We start from the raw sequence: 26,248 nt of genomic DNA on the forward strand, positions 1-26,248 counted from the left end.
CACCGATGCCTTCCGGTGCCGGGCCCCTTCTTGTGCGTCGGCTCCTGCGGACCCTCAACCGGAGAAGCCGACTTGCGCGAGCCGCAGCGGGCCGCGCAGTCTCAGCCGCACGTCGTGCACGCCCTCGGCGGCGATCGGGGCGCCGACGGGGAGGTAGTCGTACGGCCCGGAACCCGACTCCGCCACCTCCAGTACGGCGAGCAACGGGCCCCCGTCCAAATACAGCTCGACCGCTCCCGCGCCGGCGACCAGGGCCGTCACCTCGGTGACGCCGGAGCCGAAGTCGCAGTCCCGGTAGAGCAGTTCGCCGGTACGGCCCCCGGCCGCCGTCACCGCGTCGCCCGCCGTCCTCGTGCGGTCCACGATCTCCACCCCGCTCTGCTCGTCGAAGTCGGCGCCCGCCAGGCCCCGTTGGAGCAGGGGGCGCGGTGCGCCGGGCTCGCCGTCGAGCAGGACCGTCGTCCGCAGCCGGATGTCCTCGCTGGAGGCACCGGCCAGCAGCTCGTACGGCCCCGGCTCCAGCCGCCACCCGCCTCGCGCCACGTCCCAGAACTCGAAGGCGCCGAGCGGCACTTCGAAGGACAGCTCCCGCCGGGCCCCCGGGGCGAGCGTCACCCGGCGGTGCCCCACCAGTTGGCGGCGCGGGCGGGGCAGGGCCGGGTCGACCGCGCGGAGGTAGAGCTGGGCGACCTCGTCGGCGGTGACGTCACCGGTGTTCGTGATCGTGAACGAGACGTGCGCGGTGCCGTCCTCGACCCGGGTCGCGAGGTCGCCGTAGGAGAAGGACGCGTACGACAGCCCGTGGCCGAACGGGAACAGGGGGGTGCCCTCGAAGTAGAGGTAGGTCTGGCGGCTGCCGATGACGTCGTAGTCGAGGAGGCCGGGCAGGTCGGCGTCGTTCTCGTACCAGGTCTGCGGGAGGCGCCCGGCGGGGGAGACGTCACCGGCCAGGACGCGGGCCAGGGCGGTGCCGGCCGCCTGGCCGCCGTGGGCCGTCCACAGGGTCGCGGCCAGGTCGGACGTGTCGAGCGCGTAGGGGTAGGCCGAGACCAGGGCGAGCACCGTGCGCCGGTTCGCGGCGCGCGCCGCCCGCAGCAGGCGCTCCTGGTGGGCGGGGAGCCGGAGGGAGGCGCGGTCCTCGGTCTCGCGGCCGTTGATGTGCGGGTCGTTGCCCGCGACGACCACGACGACGTCCGCCTCGGACGCGATGCGGGTCACCGCGTCCTCGCCGCGCTCGACGATGATCAGCTCGAAGGTCTCCGCGCTCTTGCCGTTCTCGCCCTTCTCATCGGCAACCTTCACTCCGTCCGCGGCGACAGTGACGTGGCGGCCCGTACCGATGTGCCTGAGGAGGTGTCCCCCCGCGTGCGGTTCCAGGCGGAAGGTCTCCTGGACGACCCAGCCCCCCGGCTGGTCGGCGGAGGCCCGCAGACAGCCGTCCTCGGCGACCGAGAGATAGCGGCCGTCGGGGGCGCGCAGCGTCAGGACGCCCTCGTCCCAGTCGATCAGCGCGAACTCGGTGCCGGTCGCGTCGGTGGTCAGCGGCGGCAGGTCCGTGCGGCCCGCGAGCAGCGCCGGATCCAGGGCACCCTCGGCGCCGCGCACCTCGTCCGCGCCGTCCTCGGCGGCCGGGACATGCAGAAACGCCCCCGTGGAGGTCTTCAGCAGGACCCGGTCCACGCCCTCCGCGAACTCCACCCGCTCGGCGCCGAACCGCTCGTACAGCCCCTCCAGCGGAGTGGAGCGGTGCAGGAGCGTGCCGCTGTACCAGTCGAGCTTGCACTCGTCGGCGAGCAGACCGACCACCGCGATCCGGGAGTCGGGGGCGAGCGGGAGCACACCGTCGTTCCTGAGCAGCACGATCGCCTGCTCGGCGGCCTCTTGGGCGAGCGCCCGGTGCGCCGGGGTGTCGAACTCCCCGCCACCGGCGTGCGGGTCGTGGTGCGGGTCGAACTCGCCGAGCCGGAAGCGGACCGAGAGCTGGCGGCGCACCGCGGTGTCGATGTCGGCCTCGGTCAGCAGGCCCTGCTCGTGGGCCCCGCGGATCCTGCCCACCAACTGCGAGCTGTCCGTGCCGTGGTCGGTGAAGCTGTCGACACCGGCCCTCAGGGCGGCGGCGGTCGCCTCCTCGTGGGTGCCGAAGTAGTGCTCGTGGTCGACCAGGTTGGAGGGCGCGCCCGCGTCCGAGCAGACCAGCAGGTCCTCCTCGGTCCAGGTGCGCAACTGCTCGCGCAGATACGGCGAGACGTGGTTGGGGCGGCCGTTGACCAGGTTGTACGCGGGCATCACCCCGGCCACCGCGCCCGCCTCGACGGCCTCGCGGAAGGCCCGCAGGTCGTACTCGTGCAGCACCCGCGGGCGCACCGAGCTGGACGAGGTGGCCCGGTCCGTCTCGTTGTTGTGGGCCAGCCAGTGCTTGAGCACCGGGGCCGTGCGCCAGTAGGTGGGGTGGTCGCCGCGCAGCCCGCGGGTGTAGGCGGTGGCGATGGCCGAGGTGAGCTTCGGGTCCTCCGAGTAGCCCTCCTCGTTACGGCCCCACAGCGGATGGCGCAGCAGGTTCACCGTCGGCGCCCAGACGTTGAGGCCGACCCGGTCGTCGCGGACACGCATGGCCCGGATCTCCCGGGACACCGCCGCGCCGATCCGCCGTACGAGATCGGTGTTCCAGGTCGCGCCGAGGCCCACCGCCTGCGGGAAGACCGTCGCCGGGCCCATCCACGCGACGCCGTGCAGCGCCTCCTGGCCGGTGCGGAAGGCGGCGATGCCGAGCCGGTCGACGGCGGGGACGAACTGGTGCAGGAAGCCGATCTTCTCGTCGAGGGTCAGCCGCGCCAACAGATCGTCGATGCGCTTCGCGAACGGCAGCTGCGGATCGCGAAATGGCGGAGTGTGCGGCGGGTGTGCGGTCACGTGGGGATCCCCTTGTGATGGATCGGTTCGACGCTTTCGAAGCGCTTCGATGCTGGTTCGACGGTGGGGTGGGTGTCAAGAGATCGACACCGTCACTTCAAGCGGTGCATAAGAAAAGGTCACCTCCCGCGCCCGGGAGGAATCTTGGAAGCGACCCTTGTGCACCCCGGGGGGTTCACTTAACCTCACAGCAACATCGAAGCGCTTCGACTACGGATTCGGTCGGGGGATCGCTTCAGCTCAGCCAGTTCCACTCAAGACACCAAAGCCGACGGCTCCACCGCCGGGTGTCCTGGTGCGCCATGAAGGGTTGACGCAATGACGCCGAATGCCGCTGCCCCCTCCTCGGGTCCCTCCGGGCCCAGCCGGAGAAGCTTCCTCGCCTCGACCGCGGTCGCCACCGCCGCGGTGGCGGGAGGGATGCCGCTGCTGGCCGCCTGCGGCGGTTCGGACAGCGGATCGAAGGAGGGGACCACGTCGGGCAAGGCCGCGGACAGGATGCTCCCGGCCTTCGTCGCCAGCACGGTCGCCCAGCCAGACCTCCCGTCGAAGAACGGCTCGGCCGCAGGCTTCACCGGCAAGGTCGACCTCGCGGCCCTTCGGACCTCGGTCCCGAAGAAGCTCGGCACCGGCGCCCCCTTCAAGATCATGTCGCCGTTCTGGGGCTCCCCGCCGAAGGCCGGCTGCGCCTACTACACGGCGCTCGACGCCGCCGCCGGCACCAAGGTCACCTGGCAGAACCAGGACGGCAACACCTACGGCGAGAAGCTCGGCGCGGTCCTCGCCTCCAGCTCCATACCGGACATGGTGGTGGTGCCGGGCTGGGAGCTGGTCGGCAAGATCGCGAACGCGGTCACCGCGAAGTTCATGGACCTCGGGCCCTATCTGGCGGGCGACAAGGTCAAGAAGTACCCGAACCTGGCCGCGATCCCGTCCGACGCCTGGCGCATGGGCATCTTCGGCGGGGCACTGCGGGGCATCCCGATGCCGGCCGCCACCGCGTCCTTCATCGTGCCCTACTACCGCAAGGACCTCTTCGACAAGAAGGGCTACACCGTCCCCAAGTCGCCCGACGAGTTCCTCAGTTGGGCGAAGGAGGCCACCAGCGCCAAGGCCAAGGTGTGGGCCTGCGGCGACATGTCCTGGAGCGCCTTCAACATCTTCGGCGTCCGCGCCTCCGGGCCCCTCGGCTGGAACATCGGGGACGACGGCAAGCTGACGTACCGCGTCGAGCAGCCCGAGTACCTCGAAGCCCTGGAGTGGACCCGCAAGCTCTTCGACGCGGGTGTGGTCCACCCCGACGACAAGGCGCGCTCGGGCGACGTGGGCAACCGTTTCACCGCCGGACAGATCCTCGTCTACAACAACGACATCTCCCACTGGTACGGCAAGACCTCCGAACAGGCCGCCTCCAACCCGGACTTCGTCATCGAGGGCATGGACCTGTTCGGCGCCGACGGCGGCGACCCGAAGCTGTGGGCGGCCCAGCCGGCCGGCATCTGGTCGATGATCCGCAAGGGCGCCTCGAAGGCGACGATCGAGAACGCGCTGGCCGCCGCCGACTTCGCGGCCGCGCCCTACGGCACCAAGGAGCGGATGCTCGTCGACTACGGCGTCGAGGGCACCCACTACACCGTCAAGGACGGCGTCCCGGTCAAGAACGACCTGGGCAACTCCGAGGTGGTCAACGCCTGGGTGATGCTGGCCGCGCCGAGCGCCTACTTCGCCCACCCCGACTTCCCCGACGTCGCCCGCAAGCAGGTCGAGTGGCAGCAGCGGATGGGCGCCTTCATGAAGAAGACGTCCACGTTCGGCATGAACATCGTCGAGCCGACCCGCTACGCCAACCTCTCCAGCCAGTTCGAGCAGATGGAGATCGACTACGTGCGCGGCAACCGCAAGCTGTCCGAGGTCCAGGCCGCCATCTCCACCTGGAAGTCCTCCGGCGGCGACAAGCTGCGCGTCTGGTACAAGGAGCTCATCGACAAGAACGGCAGCGGCAACTGATGTCGCTCACGGCGGGGAGCAGGCCCGACGGGACCCGTCCTCCCGCGGCCGTCGAGGAACCGGCGGCCGCGGTCGCGGCGGCCACGGCTCCCGTGATCACGGCGTCCGCGAAGGGCAGGGCGGGCAAGGTCCCCTTCAAGGTCAGGCTGCGCCGCGACCGCACGCTCATCCTGATGACGCTGCCGGTCATGGTCCTGCTCCTGGTCTTCAACTACGTCCCGCTGCTCGGCAACGTCGTCGCCTTCCAGGACTACGACCCGTACGTCTCCAGCAACGGCGTCACCGCGATCTTCCACAGCCCCTGGGTCGGGGTGGAGCAGTTCTCGCGGATGGTCGACGACCCGCTGTTCTGGGGCGCCGCGAAGAACACCGTCGTGCTCTTCGTGCTCCAGCTGGTGCTGTTCTTCCCCGTCCCGATCGCCCTCGCGCTGCTCATCAACAGCGTGATCCGGCCCCGGGTGCGGGCCGTGGCGCAGGCGATCATGTATCTGCCGCACTTCTTCTCGTGGGTCCTCGTGGTCACCGTCTTCCAGCAGATGTTCGGCGGCGCCGGCATCATCGCGCAGACCCTGGAGGACCACGGCTGGACCGGCTTCGACCTGATGACCAACGCGAGCCTGTTCAAGTACCTGGTCACCGCGCAGGCCGTCTGGAAGGACGCCGGCTGGGGGATCATCGTCTTCCTCGCCGCGCTGGCCGCGGTCAGCACCGACCTGTACGAGGCCGCCGCGATGGACGGCGCCGGCCGCTGGCGCCGGATGTGGCACGTGACGCTGCCCGCGCTGCGCCCCGTGATCGCGCTGCTGCTGGTCCTCAGGGTCGGTGACGCGCTCAGCGTCGGCTTCGAGCAGTTCCTGCTCCAGCGGAACGCGGTCGGGGCCGGGGCCAGCGAGGTGCTCGACACCTACGTGTGGAACATGGGTATCCAGAACGGCGACTTCAGCTACGCGGCCGCGGTCGGCCTCGTCAAGGGAGTCATCGGAGTGTGTCTCGTCCTGGCCGCGAACAAGTTCGCGCATCTGCTGGGCGAGCAGGGGGTGTACCAGAAGTGAGCCTCAACACGCAGCTCGTCCGCAGCCTCAAGGCCCCTCCGCGGCCGGTGTGGGAGGAGGAGCCAAGCAAGGCCGGGCTCACCGCCAAGGGCGGCTTCCTGCTCCTGTGCTGCCTGGGCGTGCTCGGTCCGCTGTGGATCGTCATCGTCACCAGCCTCTCCCCGAAGCCGGTGATCGACCGGGTCGGCGGACTCGTCGTGATCCCGCAGGGCATCACCTTCGTCAACTACACGGAGCTGCTCAGCGGGGGGCAGGTCAGCCGGGCCATCATGGTGTCGGTCGGGGTGACCCTCGTCGGCACGCTGTTCTCGATGGCGGTGTCGGTGCTCGCCGCGTACGGTCTGTCGCGGCCCGGGAGTCTCGGTCACCGGTTCTTCCTGGTGACCATGATGGCCACGATGTTCTTCGGCGCCGGGCTCATTCCGACGTATCTGCTGGTGCAGTCGCTGGGGCTCACCGACACCTATCTGTCGCTGATCCTGCCGAGTGCCGTCAGCGTGTTCAACATCCTTGTGCTGCGGGCCTTCTTCATGGGGATCTCGCCCGAACTCACCGAGTCCGCGCGGATCGACGGGGCTGGGGACCTGCGGATCCTGCTGACCATCGTGATGCCGCTGTCGCGGGCCGTGCTGGCGGTCATCTCCCTGTTCTACGCGGTGGGGTACTGGAGTGCGTGGTTCAACGCGTCGATCTATCTCAGTGACCAGTCGATGATGCCGTTGCAGAACGTGCTCATTCAGTTGGTGCAGAAGAACACGGAGGCCCCTACGGGGTTGCAGCAGGCGGTTCGTACCGGGCAGTTGTCGGCGCTGGGGTTGCAGATGGCGGTCATGGTGCTGGCGTTGATTCCGGTGGCGGTGGCTTCGCCGTTCGTGCAGCGGCATTTCAAGAAGGGCATGTTGACGGGGGCCGTCAAGGGCTGACCGTCGTTCGTTGTCTGCGGCTGCGTTGTGGCTGGTCGCGCAGTTCCCCGCGCCCCTGAGTGGGTTCACTTTCCCTTGGTTCAGAGCGAGGTTTGTCATGCTTACGTCCGGACCCAGTCGTCGTACCGTTCTCGCCGGGACCGCGGCCGCCGCCGCGCTGACCGCAGTTCCCGGCTTTCAGGCAACCGCACAGGCCGCCCCCGCCACCCCCTCCTACCGCTGGCGTCAAGTCGTCATCGGCGGAACCGGGTTCGTCACCGGGGTGCTCTTCCACCCGTCCGTCCGTGGGCTCGCCTACGCCCGGACCGACATCGGCGGGGCCTATCGGTGGGACGACCGCGGTGCGCGCTGGACTCCGCTCAACGACGACCTCGGGTGGGACGACTGGAACCTGCTCGGGGTCGAGGCCATGGCCGTCGATCCCGCTCACCCCGACCGGGTCTATCTCGCGCTCGGTACCTACGCGCAGTCCTGGGCCGGTAACGGGGCCGTGCTGCGGTCCGAGGACCGGGGGGTCACCTGGGCGCGGGCCGATCTGTCCGTGAAGCTCGGGGGGAACGAGGACGGAAGGGGGACGGGGGAGCGGCTGCTCGTCGATCCCCGCAGCAGTGACACGCTCTGGCTGGGGACCAGACATGACGGGTTGCTCAAGTCGACGGATCGTGGGGCCACTTGGGCCGCGGTGAGCGGTTTCCCCGGTAGTCCGTCCGCCGGCGGCCAAGGTGTCACCCTGCTCGTCGCCGCCGGGCGGGTCCTCTACGCCGGCTGGGGCGACTCCGACGGGACCACCGCCAACCTGTTCCGCACCTTCGACGGCAGCACCTGGGAAGCCGTCCCCGGGCAGCCTTCCGGCAAGAACGCCAAGGTGCCGATCCGGGCCGCCTACGACTGCCACACTCGCGAGCTGTACGTCAGCTACGCCGACGCGCCCGGGCCCAACGGGCAGTCCGACGGCAGCGTGCACAAGCTGGCGACCGCGAGCGGCCAGTGGACCGACGTCACGCCGGCGAAGCCCGGTGGCAGCGACACCTTCGGCTACGGCGGTCTCGCCGTCGACGCCCGCCGCCCCGGCACCGTCGTCGTCTCCACCAACAACCGCTGGGCGGCCGTCGACACCCTGTACCGGAGCACGGACGGCGGCCGCAGCTGGACCTCCCTGAAGGACTCCGCGGTCCTCGACGTGTCCGAGACGCCGTTCCTCACCTTCGGCGCGGACGCGCCCAAGTTCGGCTGGTGGATCCAGGCCCTCGCCGTCGACCCGTACGACTCGAAGCACATCGTCTACGGCACCGGCGCCACCCTCTACTGCACCCGGGACCTCAAGCACTGGGCCCCGCAGATCCGCGGCCTGGAGGAGACCTCCGTACGGCACCTGATCTCGCCCCCGACCGGTCAGGCGCACCTGCTCAGCGGGCTCGGGGACGTCGGTGTGATGTACCACGAGCGGCTCACGGCATCGCCCTCGCGCGGGATGGCGTCGAACCCGGTGTTCGGGTCCGCGACCGGACTCGCCCAGGCCGCCGCCAAGCCCTCGTACGTCGTCCGCACCGGATTCGGCGACCACGGCAACGGCGCCTTCTCGCACGACGGCGGCAGGACCTGGGCACCCTTCGCGGCCCAGCCCGCCCTCGCCAAGGACGCGCCGGGACCGATCGCCACCAACAGCGACGGCAGCGTGCTGCTGTGGACCTTCGTGCACTGGGACGGCACCAAGTACCCCGCCCAGCGCTCCACGGACAACGGCGCCACCTGGGCCGAGGTCGCCTCCTTCCCGAAGGGCGCCACACCGGTCGCCGACCCCGCCGACCCGACCCGCTTCTACGCGTACGACACCGACACGGGGACGGTGTACGCCAGCACCGACAGCGGTCTCTCCTTCGCCGCGCGTGCCGCCCAACTGCCCTCCGGGGACAGTCAGTTCGAGCTGGTCGCGGCGCCCGGCCGCACCGGCGACCTGTGGCTCTCCGTCAAGGGGAACGGGCTCCACCGGTCCACCGACGGCGGCGTGAGCTTCAGCGAGGTCGCAAGCTGCCGGGCCTCGTACACCCTCGGCTTCGGCAAGGCCGCCGACGGTGCCGACTACCCGGCGCTCTACATGGTCGGTTCCACCGAGAGCATCACCGCGGTCCACCGCTCCGACGACGAGGCGAGGACCTGGGTGCGGATCAACGACGACCGGCACCAGTGGGGCTGGATCGGCGAGACGATCAGCGGCGACCCGCGCGTGTACGGCCGGGTCTACATCGCCACCAACGGCCGGGGCATCCAGTACGGGGACCCGGTCTGATGCCCGACCTGAGCACGGCGACCAAGGGCCGCATCCTCTACGGCGGCGACTACAACCCCGAGCAGTGGCCCGAGGAGACCTGGCGGGAGGACGTCCGGCTGATGAAGGCGGCCGGGGTCAACTCGGTCACGCTCGGCGTCTTCTCCTGGGCGAGGCTCGAACCCCGGCCGGGGGAGCGGGACTTCGGCTGGCTGGACCGGCTGATGGACCTGATGCACGAGAACGGCATCGGGGTCGTCCTCGCCACCCCGACCTCCTCGCCCCCGCCGTGGCTGGGCCATCTGCACCCCGACACCCTGCCCGTCGACCAGGACGGCCGCACCGAGCACTGGGGCGGACGCCAGCACTTCTCGCACTCCAGCGCCACCTACCGGCGGTTCGCCGCCGCCATCACCGAGGACCTCGCCACCCGCTACGGCGGCCACCCCGCCCTCACGATGTGGCACATCAACAACGAGTACTGCACCTACGACTGGAGCGACGAGGCCGCCGCCCGCTTCCGGGTCTGGCTCCAGCGGCGATACGGCACCCTCGACGCCCTCAACTCCGCCTGGGGCACCGCCTTCTGGAGCCAGGGCTACGGCGACTGGGCCGAGGTGCACACGCCCCGGCACGCGCACTACCTGAAGAACCCGACCCAGGTCCTCGACTTCCGGCGCTTCACCTCCGACATGCTCCTGGAGTGCTGTCTCGCCGAACGGGACATCGTCCGCCGGGCCACCCCGCACCTCCCCGTGACCACCAACTTCATGCCGCTGTGGGTCGGGCTGGACGCCTGGCGGTGGGCCGAGGAGGAGGACGTCGTCTCCGTCGACATCTACCCCGACCCGCGTGACCCCCTGGGCGCCCAACAGGGCGCCCTCGTGCAGGACATGACCCGCTCGCAGGCCCGCGGTCCCTGGATGCTCATGGAGCAGGCCGCGGGACCGGTCAACTGGCGGGGCGTGAACCACCCCAAACCCCGTGGCCTGAACCGCCTCTGGTCCCTCCAGGCCGTGGCGCGGGGTGCCGACGCCGTCTGCTACTTCCAGTGGCGTCAGTCCCGGCAGGGCGCGGAGAAGTTCCACTCCGGGATGGTCAGCCACGCGGGGGAGGAGGGGCGGACGTACCAGGAGGTCAAGCGCCTCGGTGCCGAACTGGCCCGGATATCGGGCGAGGTGACGGGCAGTCACTCCCGCAACGACATCGCCGTCCTCCACGACTGGCACGCCTGGTGGGCCGGCGCCCAGGACGGCCGCCCCTCCACCCGGGTCGACCACGCCGACATCCTCAAGGCCTGGCACCGCGCCCTCTGGGAGGCCCACCTCACCACCGACTTCGCCCACCCCGACCACGATCTCACCGCCTACAAGGTGGTCGTGGTCCCCCAGCTCTACACCCTCACCGACCCGGCCATCGACAACCTCCTCGCCTACGTCCGCCAGGGCGGCACCCTCGTCTGCGGGTTCCTCACCGGCATCGCCGACCAGGACGACCGGGTCCGCCCCGGCGGCATGGACGCCCGGTTGCGCGAGCTGTTCGGCATCCGCACCCTGCACGAGTGGTGGCCGCTGGAGGAGGGGGAGACGGCCGACTGCGACGTGTTCCGGGGCCTGCTGTGGTCGGAGGAGATCGAGAAGGCCGACGACTCCACGACGGAGGCGATCTACAAGGGCGGCGAGTTGGACGGACTGCCGGCCGTCCTGCGCAGGGGCCGCGCCTGGTACCTCTCGACGCTCCCCGAGCCGGGCGCCCTGCGCGACCTCCTCGGCCGTGTCGCGTACGACGCCGGCGCGCGCCCGGCGCTCGACGGGCTGCCCGACCTCGTCGAGGCGGTCCGCCGGGGTGACCTGCTCTTCGTCCTCAACCACGGGCGGGACACGGTCACCGTCCCGGTGCCGGGCACGCATCACGATCTGCTCACCGGGACCACCGTTCGGGACGAAGTCGTGCTCGGCCGCCACGACGTGGTGGTGTTGCGCTCATGAACGTGATCCACGGAACCTGGGAACCCGCGCCCGCCACCCGCTGGGAGGACGGCTTCCTCAGCGGCAACGGCCGCCACGGCGCCCTCGTGTTCGGCGACCCGAACGACGAGCGGGTCGTCGTCACCCACCACACCCTGGTCCGCCCCAACGGCGCCGAACACGCCCGCCCACCCCAGCTCGCCGCCGAACTCCCCGCGCTCCAGGACCGGTTGCTCGCCGGGGAGCTCGACGCGGCGGAGGGCTTCACGGACGGACGGGACCTCCAGTGGGTGCAGCCGTTCCACCCGGGTTTCCAGGTACGGCTGCGCGGGGCGTCCGGCGCCGGACAGGACTACCGCCGGTCCGTCGACTTCACCACGGGTGTCGTGGAGACCCGGCACGACGGCCGGCACAGCCGGGTCTTCGTCTCCCGCGCCGACGACGTGATCGTCCAGCACGTCACCGCCTCCGAGCTGGACGTCCGCCTGGACCACGACCTCCCGGGCGCCCCCAAGGACCTCGCCGTCGGTCACGGTGCCGTCCTTACCCCCGACGGCGCCCTGCTCACCCTGCGCGTCCGCTACCCCCGCAGCGACCGCGTCTGCACCGGAGCCACCCTGGTCCGGGTCACCGGCGGCACCCTCACGCTGACACCTCCCGGCCTGCGGATCACCGGCGGGGACTCGGTGCTGCTGCTCACCCGGGTCAGCAGACAGGTGGGCGAACCGGACGCGACGGAGCTGACCCGCGCTCTGCGTGAACTCCCCTCCGACTACGCGGAGTTGCTGGAACGGCACACCGCCCTCCACCGCCCCGCCTACCATCGCGTCACCCTGGACCTGGCCGCCGACCCCGCCGAACGCGCCCTTCCCGGCTCGGAGTTGCTCACGCGCACCGACAGCCCGGCCCTCCTGGAGCGCCTCTTCGCCGCCGGCCGCTACCACCTGCTCTCCTCCAGCGGCCTCAACCCGCCCCGCCTGACCGGCCTGTGGACCGGCGACTGGGACACGGCCTGGTCGGGAGCGTTCACCAACGACGCCAACGTCAACCTCCAGACCGCGTCGGCGGCTTCGGCGGCCCTCCCCGAGGTCACGGAAGCGCTCGCCTCGCTGGTCCACCGCCAGCTCGACGACTGGCGGGCCAACGCCCGTGCCGTCTTCGGCGTCCGGGGCGTCATGGCACCCGCGCACACCGACGGCGAGTCCGGGCTGACGTACCACTTCAGCCGCGAGTACCCGCTGCACCTGTGGACGGCCGGAGCCGACTGGCTGCTCAAGCCGCTCGTCGACCACGACGAGACCTACGGCGAGCGGGACCCGCGCACCGCCCGCGCCCTCGCCGAACTCGCCCTGTTCTACGAGGACTTCCTCACCCGGACGGACGCCGAAGGGCACCTGGTCGTCGTCCCCTCCTACTCGCCCGAGAACCGGCCCGCGAACGCGAGTTGGGGCGCGATCAACGCGGCCATGGACCTCTCGGCCGCCCGGCACGCCCTGCTCACGGCCGCCGCCTACCACCCCGACCGGGCGGAGGCCTGGCGGGCCCTCGCCGACCGCCTCCCACCCCACCGGACCAACGCCGAAGGGGCCCTGGCCGAATGGGCGTGGCCCGGCCTCGACGACAGCTACGACCACCGTCACCTCAGCCACCTCTACGGCGTCTGGCCGCTCGACGAGATCACCCCGTACGACACCCCCGACCTCGCCAAGGCGGCCCACCGCGCCCTCGAACTCCGCGGCTCTGAGAACGACTCGGCGCACGGACACCTGCACCACGCCCTCGTCGCCGCCCGGCTGCGCGACGGCGAGCGGGTCGCACACGCCCTCGGCCAGGTGCTGGGCGGCGACTTCTTCCACGACTCGCTGATGAGCGCGCACTACCCGAACCGGGACGTCTACAACGCGGACGCCGCCCACACCCTGCCCGCCGTGCTGATCGAGATGCTCGTGCAGTCCACACCGGACCGGCTGGTGCTCCTGCCGGCGGTCCCCGCGGCCTGCCCCCAGGGCGAACTACGCGGTATCCGCACCCGGTTCGGGGCGGAACTCGACCTGACCTGGAGCCCCACCGAAGCGACCGCGGTGCTGCGCCCCACCCGCAGCCACCGCGTCGAACTGAGGACTTCCTCCGGCGCCGAACCGCTCGACCTCGTCGCCGGGGAAGACCACGTCATCCGTCTGGAGGCGTGGTAACTCCCCGCACTTCCCCCCACCCATGGAAGGGACACCATGGCAAAGAGCACCCTGAGCAGGATCACCACGGCGGTGCTGGCCCCGGCGATGGCCGTCGGCGCCCTCGTCGGCCTCGCCTCCGCCCCCGCGTCCGCCGCCGTCTGGAGCACCTGCGACCAGTGGGGCAACACCAGCCTGGGCGGCTACACGCTCTACAACAACATCTGGGGCTCCGGCGCCGGCAGCCAGTGCATCTGGGCCAACTCCGGCACCAACTGGGGCGTCTGGGCCGACCACCCCAACACCGGCGGCATCAAGTCCTACCCCGACTCCAAGAAGGTGATCAACAAGTCGATCACCTCGCTGTCCTCGCTCACCAGCAACTACAACGTCACGGTCCCGTCGTCCGGGGCGTACAACACCTCGTACGACATCTGGGACACCGACTACGACTACGAGATCATGCTCTGGGTCAACAAGACCGGAGCGGTCGGGCCGCTGGGCACCTCGCAGGGCAACGTCACCCTCGGCGGCCACACCTGGACCGTCTACAAGGGCAACAACGGCGCCAACGAGGTCTTCTCCTTCGTCCGCACCTCGAACTCCACGTCCGGCTCGGTCAACGTCCTGCCGATCCTGAAGTGGATCAAGGACACCAAGGGCTGGTTCGGCAACGAGACCATCGGGGACGTGCAGTTCGGCTTCGAGATCACCAGCTCGTCCGGCGGCCTGAACTTCACCACCAACAACCTGACCGTGAGCAGCAGTTGACCTGATCTTGGGAGTGCGTCGGCTTGGATGGGGACATGCGTACCCCCACCCCCCTCCGACGTGCCCTGATCACCGTGACCGCGACCGCGGCCGTCGTCCTCACCGCGACGGGTTCCGCGGCCGCGGTTCCGGTCTCCGGCCCCGCGCCGGCCCCCCACGCCCCCGCCTTCTCCCTCTCCCCCCTGCACCCCGTCGTCGAGCTGGCCGCCGAGCGCCTGGCCACCGCCGACCTGGTCGCGGCGGCCAAGTGGGGCACCGACAGCCCCATCGACGACCCGGCCCGCGAACAGCAGGTCCTCGACAACGTGGCCGCCCAGGCCCAGCAGCTCGGCGCCGACCCGGACGAGATCCGCGCGATCTTCCGCGACCAGATCGAGGCGAACAAGCTCGTCCAGCGCGGCCTGTTCCAGCTCTGGACCGACCACCCCGACCAGGCCCCGACGACCAAGCCGGACCTGACCGTCGTACGCCAGCAGATCAACCGGATCACCAGCGCACTGGTCCAGGCCCTGGCCGACTCGACCCAGAACCGCACCACCGTCGCCTGCCACCCCGAACTGGCCCTGGCGGCCTTCCAGGTCCACCACGAGAACCACCTGGACGCCCTGCACACGAGGGCCCTGATCCGGGCCCTGCCCTCGATCTGCGGCGACTGACGCGCTTTTTCAGGGGCGCGGGGAACTGCGCGACAAGCCACGACGGCGCCGCACCCGACGAACGACCTACCGCGGCACATCCTGAATCGGCACCCGCGCCCCATCCCGCAGAAACAACGGAATCCGGTCCAACGGCGCATCCACCGTCACCGTGGTCCCGCCCTCATACGTCACACCCGTCCACGCATCCGTCCACGACGCTCCCGCCGGAAGATAGGTCGTGCGGGCCGTCGCGCCGGCGGTCAGCACAGGCGCCACCAGCACAACCGCCCCGAACAGATACGAGTCGTCGACCCGCCAAGCCGCCTGATCCTCAGGAAACTCCAGGAACAACGGCCGCATCGGCGGAACCCCCTCCTCGTGCGCCTGACGCATCACCTGGAGCACATACGGCCGCAACCGCTCCCGCAGCCGCAGGTACTTCTCCAGGATCGCGCCGACCTCCTCCCCGTACGACCACACCTCGTTGGGCCCGCCGGTCATGTCCGGCCCGAGCGGCATCCCCGGCTCCCGGAACCCGTGCAGCCGCATCAGCGGCGACAACGCGCCGAACTGGAACCAGCGCACCATGACCTCGCGGTACGCCGGGTCGTCCGGGTCGCCCCCGTGGAAGCCGCCGATGTCGGTGTTCCACCAGGGAATCCCGGACATCGCCGTGTTGAGACCGGCCGCGATCTGCGCTCGCAGCGTGGCGAAGTCGGTCCCGATGTCCCCCGACCACAGTGCGGCGCCGTAGCGCTGACTGCCCGCCCAGGCCGACCGGTTGAGGGTGATGACCTCCTCACCCGCGGCCGTCAGGCCCTCGTGGAAGGTCCGGGAGTTCTCGGCCGGATAGCTGTTGCCGACCTCCAGGCCGGGCCCCGCCCAGTACCGCAGGTTCTCCTGGAACCCCGGCTTCAGCTCCGGCTCGCACGCGTCCAGCCAGAACGCCGTGATGCCGTACGGCTCCAGGTAGTTCTCCTTCACGCGCGACCACACGAACCCCCGGGCCTCCGGGTTGGTGGCGTCGTAGAAGGCGACCTGGACCGTGGAGGCGACGCCCTTGTCCGGCCAGTCGGCGTGCGCCATCGGGCCGTACTGGGTGCCGATGAAGTACCCGCGCTGCTCCATCACGGGATGGTTCTCGCTGAGCGGCGACACCGACGGCCAGACGCTGACCACCAACTTGATGCCCAGCTCGTCCAGTTCGCGGACCATCGCCGCCGGGTCGGGCCACTCCGCCGGGTCGAACCGCCACTCGCCGAGGTGCGTCCAGTGGAAGAAGTCGCAGACGATCGCGGAGATGGGCAGCCCGCGCCGCTTGTACTCCCTTGCCACGGAGAGGAGTTCGTCCTGTGTGCGGTAGCGCAGTTTGCACTGCCAGAACCCGGCCGCCCACTCCGGCAGCATCGGCGTACGGCCCGTCACCGCGCTGTAGCGGCGCTGGCCGTCCGCGAGGTCGCCCGCGGTGATCCAGTAGTCGATCTGGCGGGCCGAGTCGGCGACCCAACGCGTGCCGTTGTGGGCGAGCTCCACGCGGCCGATCGCCGGGTTGTTCCACAGCAGGGTGTAGCCGCGGCTGGAGGCGAGGACGGGGATGCCGACCTCGGCGTTGCGCTGGACCAGATCCAGGACCAGGCCCTTCTGGTCCAGCCTGCCGTGCTGGTGCTGGCCGAGGCCGTACAGCTTCTCGTCGTCGTAGGCGGCGAAGCGCTGCTCAAGGCGGTGGTGGCCGCCTCCGACCGCGGTGTAGAGGCGTGAGCCGGGCCACCAGAAGTGGGCGCGGGCCTCCGCGAGCAGCTCGGAGGCGTCCTCGGTGCGCAGGAAGCGCAGCTGCCCCTCGGCGTCGACGTGGACGGTGAGCCCGCCCACCGTCAACTGCCCTTCCCCGTCAGCGATCTTGACCGTGCTCTCGGTGGCCGGCGGCTCGTCGAGCAGGGCGCCCGGCAGCCCGTGCAGGATCGGTCCGCCGAGCCGGGCCCGCACCCGGACCGCGTCCGGACCCCAGGGCTCGACCCGCACGGTCTCCTGGCGCCCGCTCCACTCCAGCGCGCCGTCCCGCTCCCGGAACGTGCCGACGGTGGGGGAGGACTGCGCGAGGCTGACCTTGGGCTGGATTGCGGCGGGCTGATTCACGAGGGCGGCAGGCTGATTCACGAGGGGTGCTCCTGAAGGAGTGCAGACAGTGAGTGCGGGCAGGGGCGTGCCGCACAGGCACGTGAGGTGCGGTGCGTGAAAGCGAGGTGCGTCAGGTGGCGCGCGGTGCGGGGTGTGCGTCGACGGTCGCTTGAGCTGTCAGGACACCGAAGGCGCCGGCCCCGTGCTCGACCGGACCGTCAACTCCGGTTCGAGCAGGACGACTTCGTCCTCCCCGCGGCCCTCCAGCTTCGCGGCGAGACGTTCCACGGCGTGCCGGCCCATCTCCTGGGCCGGGATGGAGACCGAGGTCAGCCGCACCGAGGCCTGGAGGGCGACCTGTTCGGGGCAGATCGCGACCACCGAGACGTCCTCGGGGACGGCCCGGCCCTGCTGCCGCAGCAGCGCGAGCAGCGGCTCCACCGCCTGTTCGTTCTGCACGACGAAGCCCGTGGTGGAGGGGCGCTCGTCGAGGATGCGGGCGACGGTCACGGCCATCGCGTCATACCCGCCGTCGCACGGCCGGTGCAGCAGTCGTACCCCCAACTCCTGGGCACGGGACCGCAGTCCGTCGAGCGTGCGCTCGGCGAAACCGGTGTGCCGCTCGTAGACCGCGGGAGCCTCGCCGATGACAGCGATGTCGCGGTGGCCGAGCTTCGCGAGGTGCTCGACGCACAGCGCGCCGGTGGCCCGGAAGTCGAGGTCGACGCAGGTCAGACCCGAGGTGTCGGCGGGGAGGCCGATGAGCACGGACGGCTGGTCGGTGCCGCGCAGCAGCGGCAGCCGCTCGTCGTCGAGCTCGACGTCCATCAGGATCATCGCGTCGGCCAGACCGCTGCCGGTGACCCGGCGCACCGCGTCGGGGCCCTCCTCGCCGGTCAGCAGCAGCACGTCGTAGCCGTGCGTCCGGGCCGTGGTGGCCACCGCGATGGCGATCTCCATCATCACCGGCACATACATGTCGGTGCGGAGCGGGACCATCAGCGCGATGATGTTCGACCTGCTGCTGGCCAGGGCCCGCGCGCCCGCGTTCGGGTGGTAGCCGAGCTCGCGGATGCTCTGCTCGACCCGCTGCCGGGTGGTCGTCGAGATGGACCGCTTGCCACTGAGGACATAGCTCACCGTGCTCGCCGAGACTCCGGCGTGCTGGGCGACCTCGGCGAGGGTGACCATCCAGCTCTCCAAGCTTTGTGAAGCGCTTCGACAGTGCGCAGGACGAACAGGTGCGGGTGGGGGTGGTTCGACAGTAGCTCCCCCGGGAGTGGGTGTCCATAGGTTGTCGAAGCGCTTCGACAACGACTCTTCCGTGAGGGACGGCCTCCTGCCTACCACGCGGGGCCGCGGCTCGGCACCCCGCATGGCGGCACCGGCCTCGACGGCCCCGGACGGCTGGACACCAGCGCGTATTCCGTCCACATCGGCCGAACGGTCGCGCGCGGGGTGGTGACCACGCCCGGGATCAGGTACATACGATCGAGTAGCACCGGTCAGTAACGCATCGGCACCAAGATCCCGATTCGCGACGAGGTGAGCCCTCATGTCCGCACCGTCCATCAAGCCCGTCGTCACCGAGCGCGAGGCCCGCGAGGTGGCGGAGGCCGCCCGGGAGCAGGACTGGCGCAAGCCCAGCTTCGCCAAGGAACTGTTCCTCGGGCGATTCCGGCTCGACCTCATCCACCCGCACCCCATGCCCCCCGCCGAGGACGCCCGGCGCGGCGAGCGTTTCCTCGCCCAGCTCCGCGACTTTTGCGAGACCAAGGTGGACGGGGCGCTCATCGAACGCGAGGCCCGCATCCCCGACGACGTCGTCAACGGGCTCAAGGAGCTCGGCGCCTTCGGCATGAAGATCGACACCAAGTACGGCGGCCTCGGCCTCACCCAGGTGTACTACAACAAGGCGCTGGCCCTCGTGGGCTCCGCGAGCCCCGCGATCGGTGTCCTGCTCTCCGCCCACCAGTCGATCGGCGTACCGCAGCCGCTCAAGCTGTTCGGCACCCAGGAGCAGAAGGAGAAGTTCCTGCCCCGGTGCGCCCGCACCGACATCAGCGCCTTCCTCCTCACCGAGCCCGACGTCGGCTCCGACCCGGCACGCCTCGCCACCACCGCCGTACCCGACGGGGACGACTACGTCCTCGACGGAGTGAAACTGTGGACCACCAACGGCGTGGTCGCCGACCTCCTCGTCGTCATGGCCCGGGTCCCGAAGTCCGAGGGCCACAAGGGCGGCATCACCGCCTTCGTCGTGGAGACCGACTCGCCCGGCGTCACCGTCGAGAACCGCAACGCCTTCATGGGCCTGCGCGGCATCGAGAACGGCGTCACCCGCTTCCACCAGGTCCGTGTCCCGGCCGCGAACCGCGTCGGCCCCGAGGGCGCCGGCCTGAAGATCGCGCTGACCACCCTGAACACCGGCCGCCTTTCCCTGCCCGCCTCCTGCGTGGCCGCCGGCAAGTGGTCCCTGAAGATCGCCCGCGAATGGTCCGCGGCCCGCGAGCAGTGGGGCAAGCCGATCGCCCAGCACGAAGCGGTCGGCTCCAAGATCTCCTTCATCGCGGCGACCACCTTCGCCCTGGAGGCCGTCCTCGACCTGTCCTCCCAGATGGCCGACGAGAACCGCAACGACATCCGCATCGAGGGCGCCCTCGCCAAGCTCTACGCCTCCGAGATGGCCTGGCTCGTCGCCGACGAACTCGTCCAGATCCGCGGCGGCCGCGGCTTCGAGACCGCGGAGTCCCTCCGGGCCCGCGGCGAGAAGGCCGTCCCCGCCGAGCAGGTCCTGCGCGACCTGCGCATCAACCGCATCTTCGAGGGCTCCACGGAGATCATGCACCTGCTGATCGCCCGCGAGGCCGTCGACGCCCACCTCTCGGTCGCCGGCGACCTGATCGACACCGACAAGTCGCTGTCCGACAAGGCGAAGGCGGGCGCGAACGCAGGCGTCTTCTACGCCAAGTGGCTCCCCAAACTCGTCGCGGGACCGGGACAACTGCCCACCTCCTACGCCGAGTTCAAACACGAAGTCGACCTCTCGACGCACCTGCGCTACGTCGAACGCACATCCCGCAAACTCGCCCGCTCCACCTTCTACGCGATGTCCCGCTGGCAGGGCCGCATGGAGACCAAGCAGGGCTTCCTCGGCCGGATCGTGGACATCGGCGCCGAGCTGTTCGCCATGTCCGCCGCCTGCGTCCGCGCCGAACTGCTCCGCACCACCGAGCCCCACGGCCGCGAGGCCTACCAGCTCGCCGACGCCTTCTGCCACCAGTCCCGGCTGCGCGTCGAGGAACTCTTCGGCCGCCTGTGGAACAACACCGACGACCAGGACCGCAAGGTCGTCAAGGGCGTCATGTCCGGCACCTACACCTGGCTGGAGAACGGCATCGTCGACCCCTCCGGCGAGGGCGCCTGGATCGCCGACGCCACCCCCGGCCCCTCCGAGAAGGAGAACGTCCACCGCCCGATCCGGTGACCCCACGAGGACAGCGCACCCCCGGAGGGGACGCGCTGTCCTCCTACGCCGTCCTTACGGCCACAATGGAGCAATGAGCGACAGTCCAGCCCCCCTCGCCGACCCGCACCTGGTCTACGACCCCCTCGCGGGCGACGGTCCCAAGGACGTGGTGATCCTCGGCTCCACGGGCTCCATCGGCACCCAGGCCATCGACCTCGTGCTGCGCAACCCCGACCGGTTCCGGGTCACCGGGCTCTCCGCCAACGGCGGCCGGGTCGCGCTCCTCGCCGAACAGGCGCACCGGCTCGGGGTACGGACCGTCGCGGTCGCCCGCGAGGACGTCGTACCGCAGCTGCGCGAGGCGCTGAGCGGGCTGTACGGCACGGGCGAACCGCTCCCCGAGATCCTCGCCGGCCCCGACGCGGCCACCCACCTCGCCGCCTCCGACTGCCACACCGTCCTCAACGGCATCACCGGCTCCATCGGCCTCGCCCCCACCCTCGCCGCCCTGGAGGCGGGCCGCACCCTCGCGCTCGCCAACAAGGAGTCGCTCATCGTGGGCGGCCCGCTGGTCAAGGCGCTCGCCAAGCCCGGACAGATCATCCCGGTCGACTCCGAGCACGCGGCGCTCTTCCAGTCGCTGGCCTCCGGCACCCGGGCCGACGTCCGTAAACTGGTCGTGACGGCCTCCGGCGGCCCCTTCCGCGGCCGGACCAGAGCCGAGCTCGCGCGGGTGACCGTCGAGGACGCCCTCGCCCACCCCACCTGGGCCATGGGCCCGGTCATCACCATCAACTCCTCGACCCTCGTCAACAAGGGCCTGGAAGTCATCGAGGCACACCTCCTCTACGACATTCCCTTCGACCGCATTGAGGTGGTCGTGCATCCCCAGTCGTATGTCCACTCGATGGTTGAGTTCACGGACGGATCCACGATCGCCCAGGCGACGCCCCCCGACATGCGCGGGCCGATCGCCATCGGTCTCGGCTGGCCCGAGCGCGTCCCCGACGCGGCGCCCGCCTTCGACTGGAGCAAGGCGTCCACCTGGGAGTTCTTCCCCCTCGACAACGAAGCGTTTCCCTCGGTCAACCTCGCGCGCCACGTGGGCGAGCTCGCGGGCACGGCCCCGGCGGTGTTCAATGCCGCCAACGAGGAGTGCGTGGAGGCCTTCCGGTCCGGCGCACTGCCGTATCTCGGGATCATGGAGACCGTGACCCGGGTGGTGGACGAGCACGGCACCCCGAGCCGGGGAACCTCGCTCACCGTCGCGGACGTCCTCGAAGCGGAGACCTGGGCGCGGACCCGGGCCCGGGAACTGACGGCACAGACGGCGGAGGCCCGTGCATGACGACCCTGATGTTCTTCCTCGGCATAGGGCTCTTCGCCTTCGGCCTGCTGGTGTCGATCGCGTGGCACGAGCTGGGGCACCTGTCCTTCGCCAAGCTGTTCGGCATCCGCGTGCCGCAGTACATGGTCGGCTTCGGCCCGACCATCTGGTCACGCAAGAAGGGCGAGACGGAGTACGGCTTCAAGGCCGTCCCCTTCGGCGGCTACATCCGCATGATCGGCATGTTCCCGCCCGGCGACGACGGCCGGATAAGCGCACGCTCCACCTCCCCCTGGCGCGGCATGATCGAGGACGCCCGCTCGGCCGCCTTCGAGGAACTCCAGCCCGGCGACGAGAAGCGCCTCTTCTACACCCGTAAGCCCTGGAAACGCGTCATCGTGATGTTCGCGGGCCCCTTCGCGAACCTGGTCCTCGCGGTCGCGCTCTTCCTCACGGTCCTCATGGGCTTCGGCATCTCCCAGCAGACCAACACGGTCAGCTCGGTCTCCAAGTGCGTCATCGCCCAGAGCCAGAACCGCGAGACCTGCAAGGCCTCCGACCCCGCCTCCCCGGCCGCGGCCGCCGGCCTCAAGGCGGGCGACAAGATCGTCGCGTTCAACGGCGTGCGCACCGACGACTGGAACAAGCTCTCCGACCTCATCCGCGCCAACCCCGACAAGACGGTCCCGATCGTCGTCGAGCGCGACGGCAAGGACGTCACCCTCACGGCGAAGATCGCCTCCAACCAGGTCGCCAAGAAGGACTCCAGCGGCCAGTACGTCCAGGGCGAGTACGTCACCGCGGGCTTCCTCGGCTTCAGCGCCGCCACCGGCATCGTCAAGCAGGACTTCGGCGACTCCGTGGTGTGGATGGGCGACCGCGTCGGCGAGGCCGTCGACTCCCTCGCCGCCCTCCCCGGCAAGATCCCGGCCCTGTGGAACGCGGCCTTCGGCGACGCCCCGCGCGAGCCGGACTCCCCGATGGGCGTGGTCGGCGCGGCGAGGGTCGGCGGCGAGATCTTCACGCTGGACATCCCGCCGACCCAGCAACTCGCCATGGCATTGATGCTGGTGGCGGGCTTCAACCTCTCCCTGTTCCTCTTCAACATGCTCCCGCTGCTCCCCCTGGACGGCGGCCACATCGCGGGCGCCCTGTGGGAGTCCCTGCGCCGCAACCTGGCAAGGCTGCTGAAGCGCCCGGACCCGGGCCCGTTCGACGTGGCGAAGCTGATGCCGGTGGCTTACGTGGTGGCGGGAATCTTCATCTGCTTCACGGTCCTCGTCCTGATCGCGGACGTTGTTAACCCGGTCAGAATCTCTTAGCCATACGGCGTTGGAGGTGGCCCGGCGTGCTCTGTGCCGGGCCGCCTTCCATTGAGTGGGTTTGGCGGGCGTGATGTGCTCGTGCGCCGGTCGGTGCCGTAATCTCGAAGCCTGGAGCCCGCCGCTGACGGGACCTGGGCCTTGATCCACGACTTGGGGTTGCACAGCAGATGACTGCGATTTCTCTCGGCATGCCGTCCGTTCCGACCAGGGTTGCCGAGCGCCGCAAGAGCCGGCAGATCCAGGTGGGCACCGTCGCGGTCGGCGGTGACGCCCCGGTCTCGGTCCAGTCGATGACGACGACCCGTACGTCCGACATCGGCGCCACCCTCCAGCAGATCGCCGAGCTGACGGCCTCCGGCTGCCAGATCGTGCGCGTGGCCTGTCCCACGCAGGACGACGCCGACGCCCTCGCGACCATCGCGCGCAAGTCGCAGATCCCGGTGATCGCGGACATCCACTTCCAGCCGAAGTACGTGTTCGCGGCGATCGAGGCGGGCTGCGCGGCGGTGCGGGTGAACCCCGGCAACATCAAGCAGTTCGACGACAAGGTCAAGGAGATCGCGAAGGCCGCGCGCGACCACGGCACCCCGATCCGCATCGGCGTGAACGCGGGCTCCCTCGACCGCCGTCTGCTCCAGAAGTACGGCAAGGCGACCCCGGAGGCGCTGGTGGAGAGCGCGCTGTGGGAGGCCTCGCTGTTCGAGGAGCACGACTTCCGCGACATCAAGATCTCCGTCAAGCACAACGACCCGGTCGTCATGATCGAGGCGTACAAGCAGCTCGCCGCGCAGTGCGACTACCCGCTGCACCTCGGGGTGACGGAGGCGGGCCCGGCGTTCCAGGGCACCATCAAGTCGGCCGTCGCCTTCGGTGCCCTCCTCTCCCAGGGCATCGGCGACACCATCCGGGTGTCCCTCTCGGCTCCGCCGGTCGAGGAGGTCAAGGTCGGCAACCAGATTCTGGAGTCGCTGAACCTCAAGCAGCGTGGCTTGGAGATCGTCTCCTGCCCCTCCTGCGGTCGCGCCCAGGTGGACGTGTACAAGCTGGCCGAGGAGGTCACGGCCGGCCTCACCGGCATGGAGGTCCCCCTCCGCGTGGCGGTCATGGGCTGCGTCGTCAACGGCCCCGGCGAGGCCCGCGAGGCCGACCTCGGCGTCGCCTCCGGCAACGGCAAGGGCCAGATCTTCGTCAAGGGCGAGGTCATCAAGACGGTCCCCGAGTCCAAGATCGTGGAGACCCTCATCGAGGAGGCGATGAAGATCGCCGAGCAGATGCAGGACGCGGGCGTGGAGTCGGGCGAGCCGTCGGTGTCGGTGGCGGGCTAGATCTTTCTCGCCCCCGCCGCCCCTACCCGTCCCGTCCTCCAGGGGGCGCCTCGGCTTCTTCATGCCGGTTCAGACCTCCCAGCCCGTCCGGCGTTTGAGGACGAGGCCCCTTCAGGGCCGAAGCGGGGGGTTGGGGGCGGCAGCCCCCAGGGGGACGGCACCCAGAAGCACCGCGCGCCTCACAACCAACCGGCACCACAACACAGGTCGGCACGGCTCAGCTTCCGCAGGTACAGTGCGGAGATCAGCAGACCCCACCGTGAGGCCCCGCCCGTGTTGACCCAGACGACCTCCCGGGTCCTCGAACCGAGCGACCTGGACGCCGCGCTCGCCGTCCTCGACCGTGAGCCGGTCGCGAACGCCTTCGTGACGTCGAGGGTGCAGGTGGCCGGCCTCGACCCATGGCGCCTCGGCGGCGAGATGTGGGGCTGGTACGAGGACGGCATGCTGACGTCCCTCTGCTACGCCGGCGCCAACCTCGTGCCGATCTGCGCGACCCCGCGAGCCGTCCGCGCCTTCGCCGACCGGGCCAGGCGGGCCGGCCGGCGCTGCTCCTCCATAGTCGGCCCCGCCGAACCCACCGCACAGCTCTGGCGGCTGCTGGAGCCCAGTTGGGGCCCGGCCCGTGAGGTCCGCGCCCACCAGCCCCTCATGGTCACCGACCGCATGTCCACCGAGGTCGCCCCGGATCCGTACGTCCGCCGCATCCGCAAGGACGAGATGGAGACGATCATGCCGGCCTGCGTGGCGATGTTCACCGAGGAGGTCGGCGTCTCCCCGCTGGCCGGCGACGGTGGCCTGCTCTACCAGGCCCGCGTCGCCGAACTGGTCGGCTCCGGCCGCTCCTTCGCCCGCCTCGACGAACACGGCAAGGTCGTCTTCAAGGCCGAGATCGGCGCGGCCACGGACCGGGCCTGCCAGATCCAGGGCGTCTGGGTGGCCCCCGAGTACCGGGGCCGGGGTGTCGCGGCCCCCGGCATGGCGGCGGTGCTGCGCTACGCCCTCGCGGACGTGGCCCCCGTGGTGAGCCTCTACGTGAACGACTTCAACACCCCCGCGCGACGGACGTACGCGCGGGTCGGGTTCCAGGAGGTCGGCGCCTTCATGAGCGTGCTGTTCTGACGGCGTACGGCCGGCGCAGCCAGCCCCGCCCGCCGGGGATCGCGCGGAAACAACGGCCCCCGGACAGCCGCACCCGACGCAACCCCCGCCCCCGGCGCACGCCCAACACCCCCCTGTACCCTGCCCGCATGGACCTCGTCATCGGCCCCCTGGACCTATCCGCCCACGTGGACGAGGCCCTCGCAGTGCAGGCCATCGCGTTCGGGCTCGGTGCCGACGAGGTGGCGGTCCGGCGTCAGATCGTGCTGCGGCACATGACCTATCCGGGTGCCAGAGCCCTTGGTGCGAGCGTCGACGGTGCCCTCGTGGGATTCGTGTACGGCATGCCCAACGACCGCACCCACTGGTGGTCCACCGTCGTCGAGCCCTACCTCCGCGCCCAGCACAACGACCTCTGGCTCGACGACTCCTTCGTGATCACCGAGCTGCACGTCCACCCCCACCACCAGAACCGCGGCATCGGCCGGTCCCTGATCACCACCATCACCGACGGCGCCACCGAGCCCCGCTCGATCCTCTCCGCGATCGACACCGACAGCCCGGCCCGCGGCCTCTACCACTCCCTCGGCTACCAGGACCTCGCCCGCCAGGTCCTCTTCCCGAGCGCCCCGAAGCCGTACGCCGTGATGGGCGCCCCCCTGCCGCTGCGCCGCCGCTGACGGATTTCCACCGGCACCGGGCCCCCGGCTAACCTCGTCGGGGGTGCCCGACCTCGTCCCGCGCTCGAATAAACTCGCGCGGGGGATCCCCGTCGAGGGTGGCTCCGGAGCCCAGCGATCACCCGCACCGGATTCCGCGCGGCCCGCCCTCCCGGCGGACGGCGGGAAGGTGCCGGGCATCCCCAGCCATCACCCTTTCCC

At 70.5% G+C, this 26,248-nt stretch carries 17 protein-coding genes; 14 read left to right on the forward strand and 3 right to left on the reverse strand.

All coding sequences use genetic code 11. The annotated features are described in order from the left end of the window. Window positions 1-54 precede the first annotated feature (54 nt). Window positions 55-2,910, reverse strand: coding sequence for a glycoside hydrolase family 3 C-terminal domain-containing protein (locus ACFULQ_RS33905; RefSeq protein WP_383551384.1), 2,856 nt, complete (start codon window positions 2,908-2,910; stop codon window positions 55-57). Window positions 2,911-3,228: 318 nt separating this feature from the next. Here ACFULQ_RS33905 and ACFULQ_RS33910 point away from each other — a divergent pair, with 318 nt between their 5' ends. The 8 genes from ACFULQ_RS33910 (at window position 3,229) to ACFULQ_RS33945 (ending at window position 14,723) form a co-directional block, all read left to right on the forward strand. Then, entirely contained in the window at window positions 3,229-4,917 is a 1,689-nt protein-coding gene (locus ACFULQ_RS33910; RefSeq protein ID WP_383551386.1) for an extracellular solute-binding protein, read from the forward strand. Continuing rightward, window positions 4,917-5,969 (forward strand): ABC transporter permease, encoded by a 1,053-nt coding sequence (locus ACFULQ_RS33915; protein WP_383551388.1) that lies wholly within the window; start codon window positions 4,917-4,919, stop codon window positions 5,967-5,969. Before ACFULQ_RS33910 ends, ACFULQ_RS33915 begins: the two co-directional genes overlap by 1 nt. Continuing rightward, window positions 5,966-6,892, forward strand: coding sequence for a carbohydrate ABC transporter permease (locus ACFULQ_RS33920; RefSeq protein ID WP_383551390.1), 927 nt, complete (start codon window positions 5,966-5,968; stop codon window positions 6,890-6,892). Before ACFULQ_RS33915 ends, ACFULQ_RS33920 begins: the two co-directional genes overlap by 4 nt. 97 nt (window positions 6,893-6,989) lie before the next feature. Further along, window positions 6,990-9,179, forward strand: a complete 2,190-nt coding sequence (locus tag ACFULQ_RS33925; protein ID WP_383551392.1) for a 1,4-beta-glucanase — start codon at window positions 6,990-6,992, stop codon at window positions 9,177-9,179. Beyond that, entirely contained in the window at window positions 9,179-11,146 is a 1,968-nt protein-coding gene (locus ACFULQ_RS33930; protein ID WP_383551394.1) for a beta-galactosidase, read from the forward strand. Before ACFULQ_RS33925 ends, ACFULQ_RS33930 begins: the two co-directional genes overlap by 1 nt. After that, window positions 11,143-13,317 (forward strand): glycoside hydrolase N-terminal domain-containing protein, encoded by a 2,175-nt coding sequence (locus ACFULQ_RS33935; RefSeq protein ID WP_383551396.1) that lies wholly within the window; start codon window positions 11,143-11,145, stop codon window positions 13,315-13,317. Before ACFULQ_RS33930 ends, ACFULQ_RS33935 begins: the two co-directional genes overlap by 4 nt. A 36-nt stretch (window positions 13,318-13,353) precedes the next feature. Beyond that, the gene (locus ACFULQ_RS33940; RefSeq protein WP_383551398.1) at window positions 13,354-14,067 is read left to right on the forward strand and encodes a hypothetical protein; all 714 of its coding nucleotides are present in this window, start codon (window positions 13,354-13,356) and stop codon (window positions 14,065-14,067) included. 35 nt (window positions 14,068-14,102) lie between these two features. Beyond that, complete coding sequence (locus ACFULQ_RS33945; protein WP_383551400.1) at window positions 14,103-14,723, forward strand: chorismate mutase; 621 nt, start codon at window positions 14,103-14,105, stop codon at window positions 14,721-14,723. A 66-nt stretch (window positions 14,724-14,789) separates the two neighbouring features. Here the strand turns inward: ACFULQ_RS33945 and ACFULQ_RS33950 are convergent, their stop codons facing one another. Then, window positions 14,790-16,838: a TIM-barrel domain-containing protein gene (locus ACFULQ_RS33950; protein ID WP_383551437.1), complete on the reverse strand. Its 2,049-nt coding sequence runs from the start codon at window positions 16,836-16,838 to the stop codon at window positions 14,790-14,792. 159 nt (window positions 16,839-16,997) lie between these two features. Then, a complete protein-coding gene (locus tag ACFULQ_RS33955; RefSeq protein WP_383551402.1) occupies window positions 16,998-18,011 on the reverse strand; it encodes a LacI family DNA-binding transcriptional regulator in 1,014 nt (337 codons plus the stop codon). Between the two features lie 364 nt (window positions 18,012-18,375). Here ACFULQ_RS33955 and ACFULQ_RS33960 point away from each other — a divergent pair, with 364 nt between their 5' ends. The 6 genes from ACFULQ_RS33960 (at window position 18,376) to ACFULQ_RS33985 (ending at window position 26,047) form a co-directional block, all read left to right on the forward strand. Next, complete coding sequence (locus tag ACFULQ_RS33960; RefSeq protein ID WP_383551404.1) at window positions 18,376-20,307, forward strand: acyl-CoA dehydrogenase family protein; 1,932 nt, start codon at window positions 18,376-18,378, stop codon at window positions 20,305-20,307. Between the two features lie 73 nt (window positions 20,308-20,380). Next, window positions 20,381-21,637 carry a 1-deoxy-D-xylulose-5-phosphate reductoisomerase gene (dxr, locus tag ACFULQ_RS33965; protein ID WP_383551406.1) on the forward strand — a complete coding sequence of 419 codons (1,257 nt, stop codon included), beginning with the start codon at window positions 20,381-20,383 and terminating at the stop codon, window positions 21,635-21,637. 8 nt (window positions 21,638-21,645) lie between these two features. Then, entirely contained in the window at window positions 21,646-22,938 is a 1,293-nt protein-coding gene (locus tag ACFULQ_RS33970) for a M50 family metallopeptidase (protein WP_383551439.1), read from the forward strand. Between the two features lie 170 nt (window positions 22,939-23,108). Further along, window positions 23,109-24,266 carry a flavodoxin-dependent (E)-4-hydroxy-3-methylbut-2-enyl-diphosphate synthase gene (gene ispG / locus ACFULQ_RS33975; RefSeq protein WP_383551408.1) on the forward strand — a complete coding sequence of 386 codons (1,158 nt, stop codon included), beginning with the start codon at window positions 23,109-23,111 and terminating at the stop codon, window positions 24,264-24,266. A 273-nt stretch (window positions 24,267-24,539) separates the two neighbouring features. Further along, complete coding sequence (locus ACFULQ_RS33980) at window positions 24,540-25,388, forward strand: GNAT family N-acetyltransferase (RefSeq protein ID WP_383551410.1); 849 nt, start codon at window positions 24,540-24,542, stop codon at window positions 25,386-25,388. A 128-nt stretch (window positions 25,389-25,516) separates the two neighbouring features. Continuing rightward, a complete protein-coding gene (locus ACFULQ_RS33985; RefSeq protein WP_383551412.1) occupies window positions 25,517-26,047 on the forward strand; it encodes a GNAT family N-acetyltransferase in 531 nt (176 codons plus the stop codon). The last annotated feature ends 201 nt before the right edge of the window (window positions 26,048-26,248 follow it).

Source organism: Streptomyces sp. NPDC057253, from assembly GCF_042669125.1.
In the GTDB taxonomy this organism is placed as follows: Bacteria; Actinomycetota; Actinomycetes; order Streptomycetales; family Streptomycetaceae; genus Streptomyces.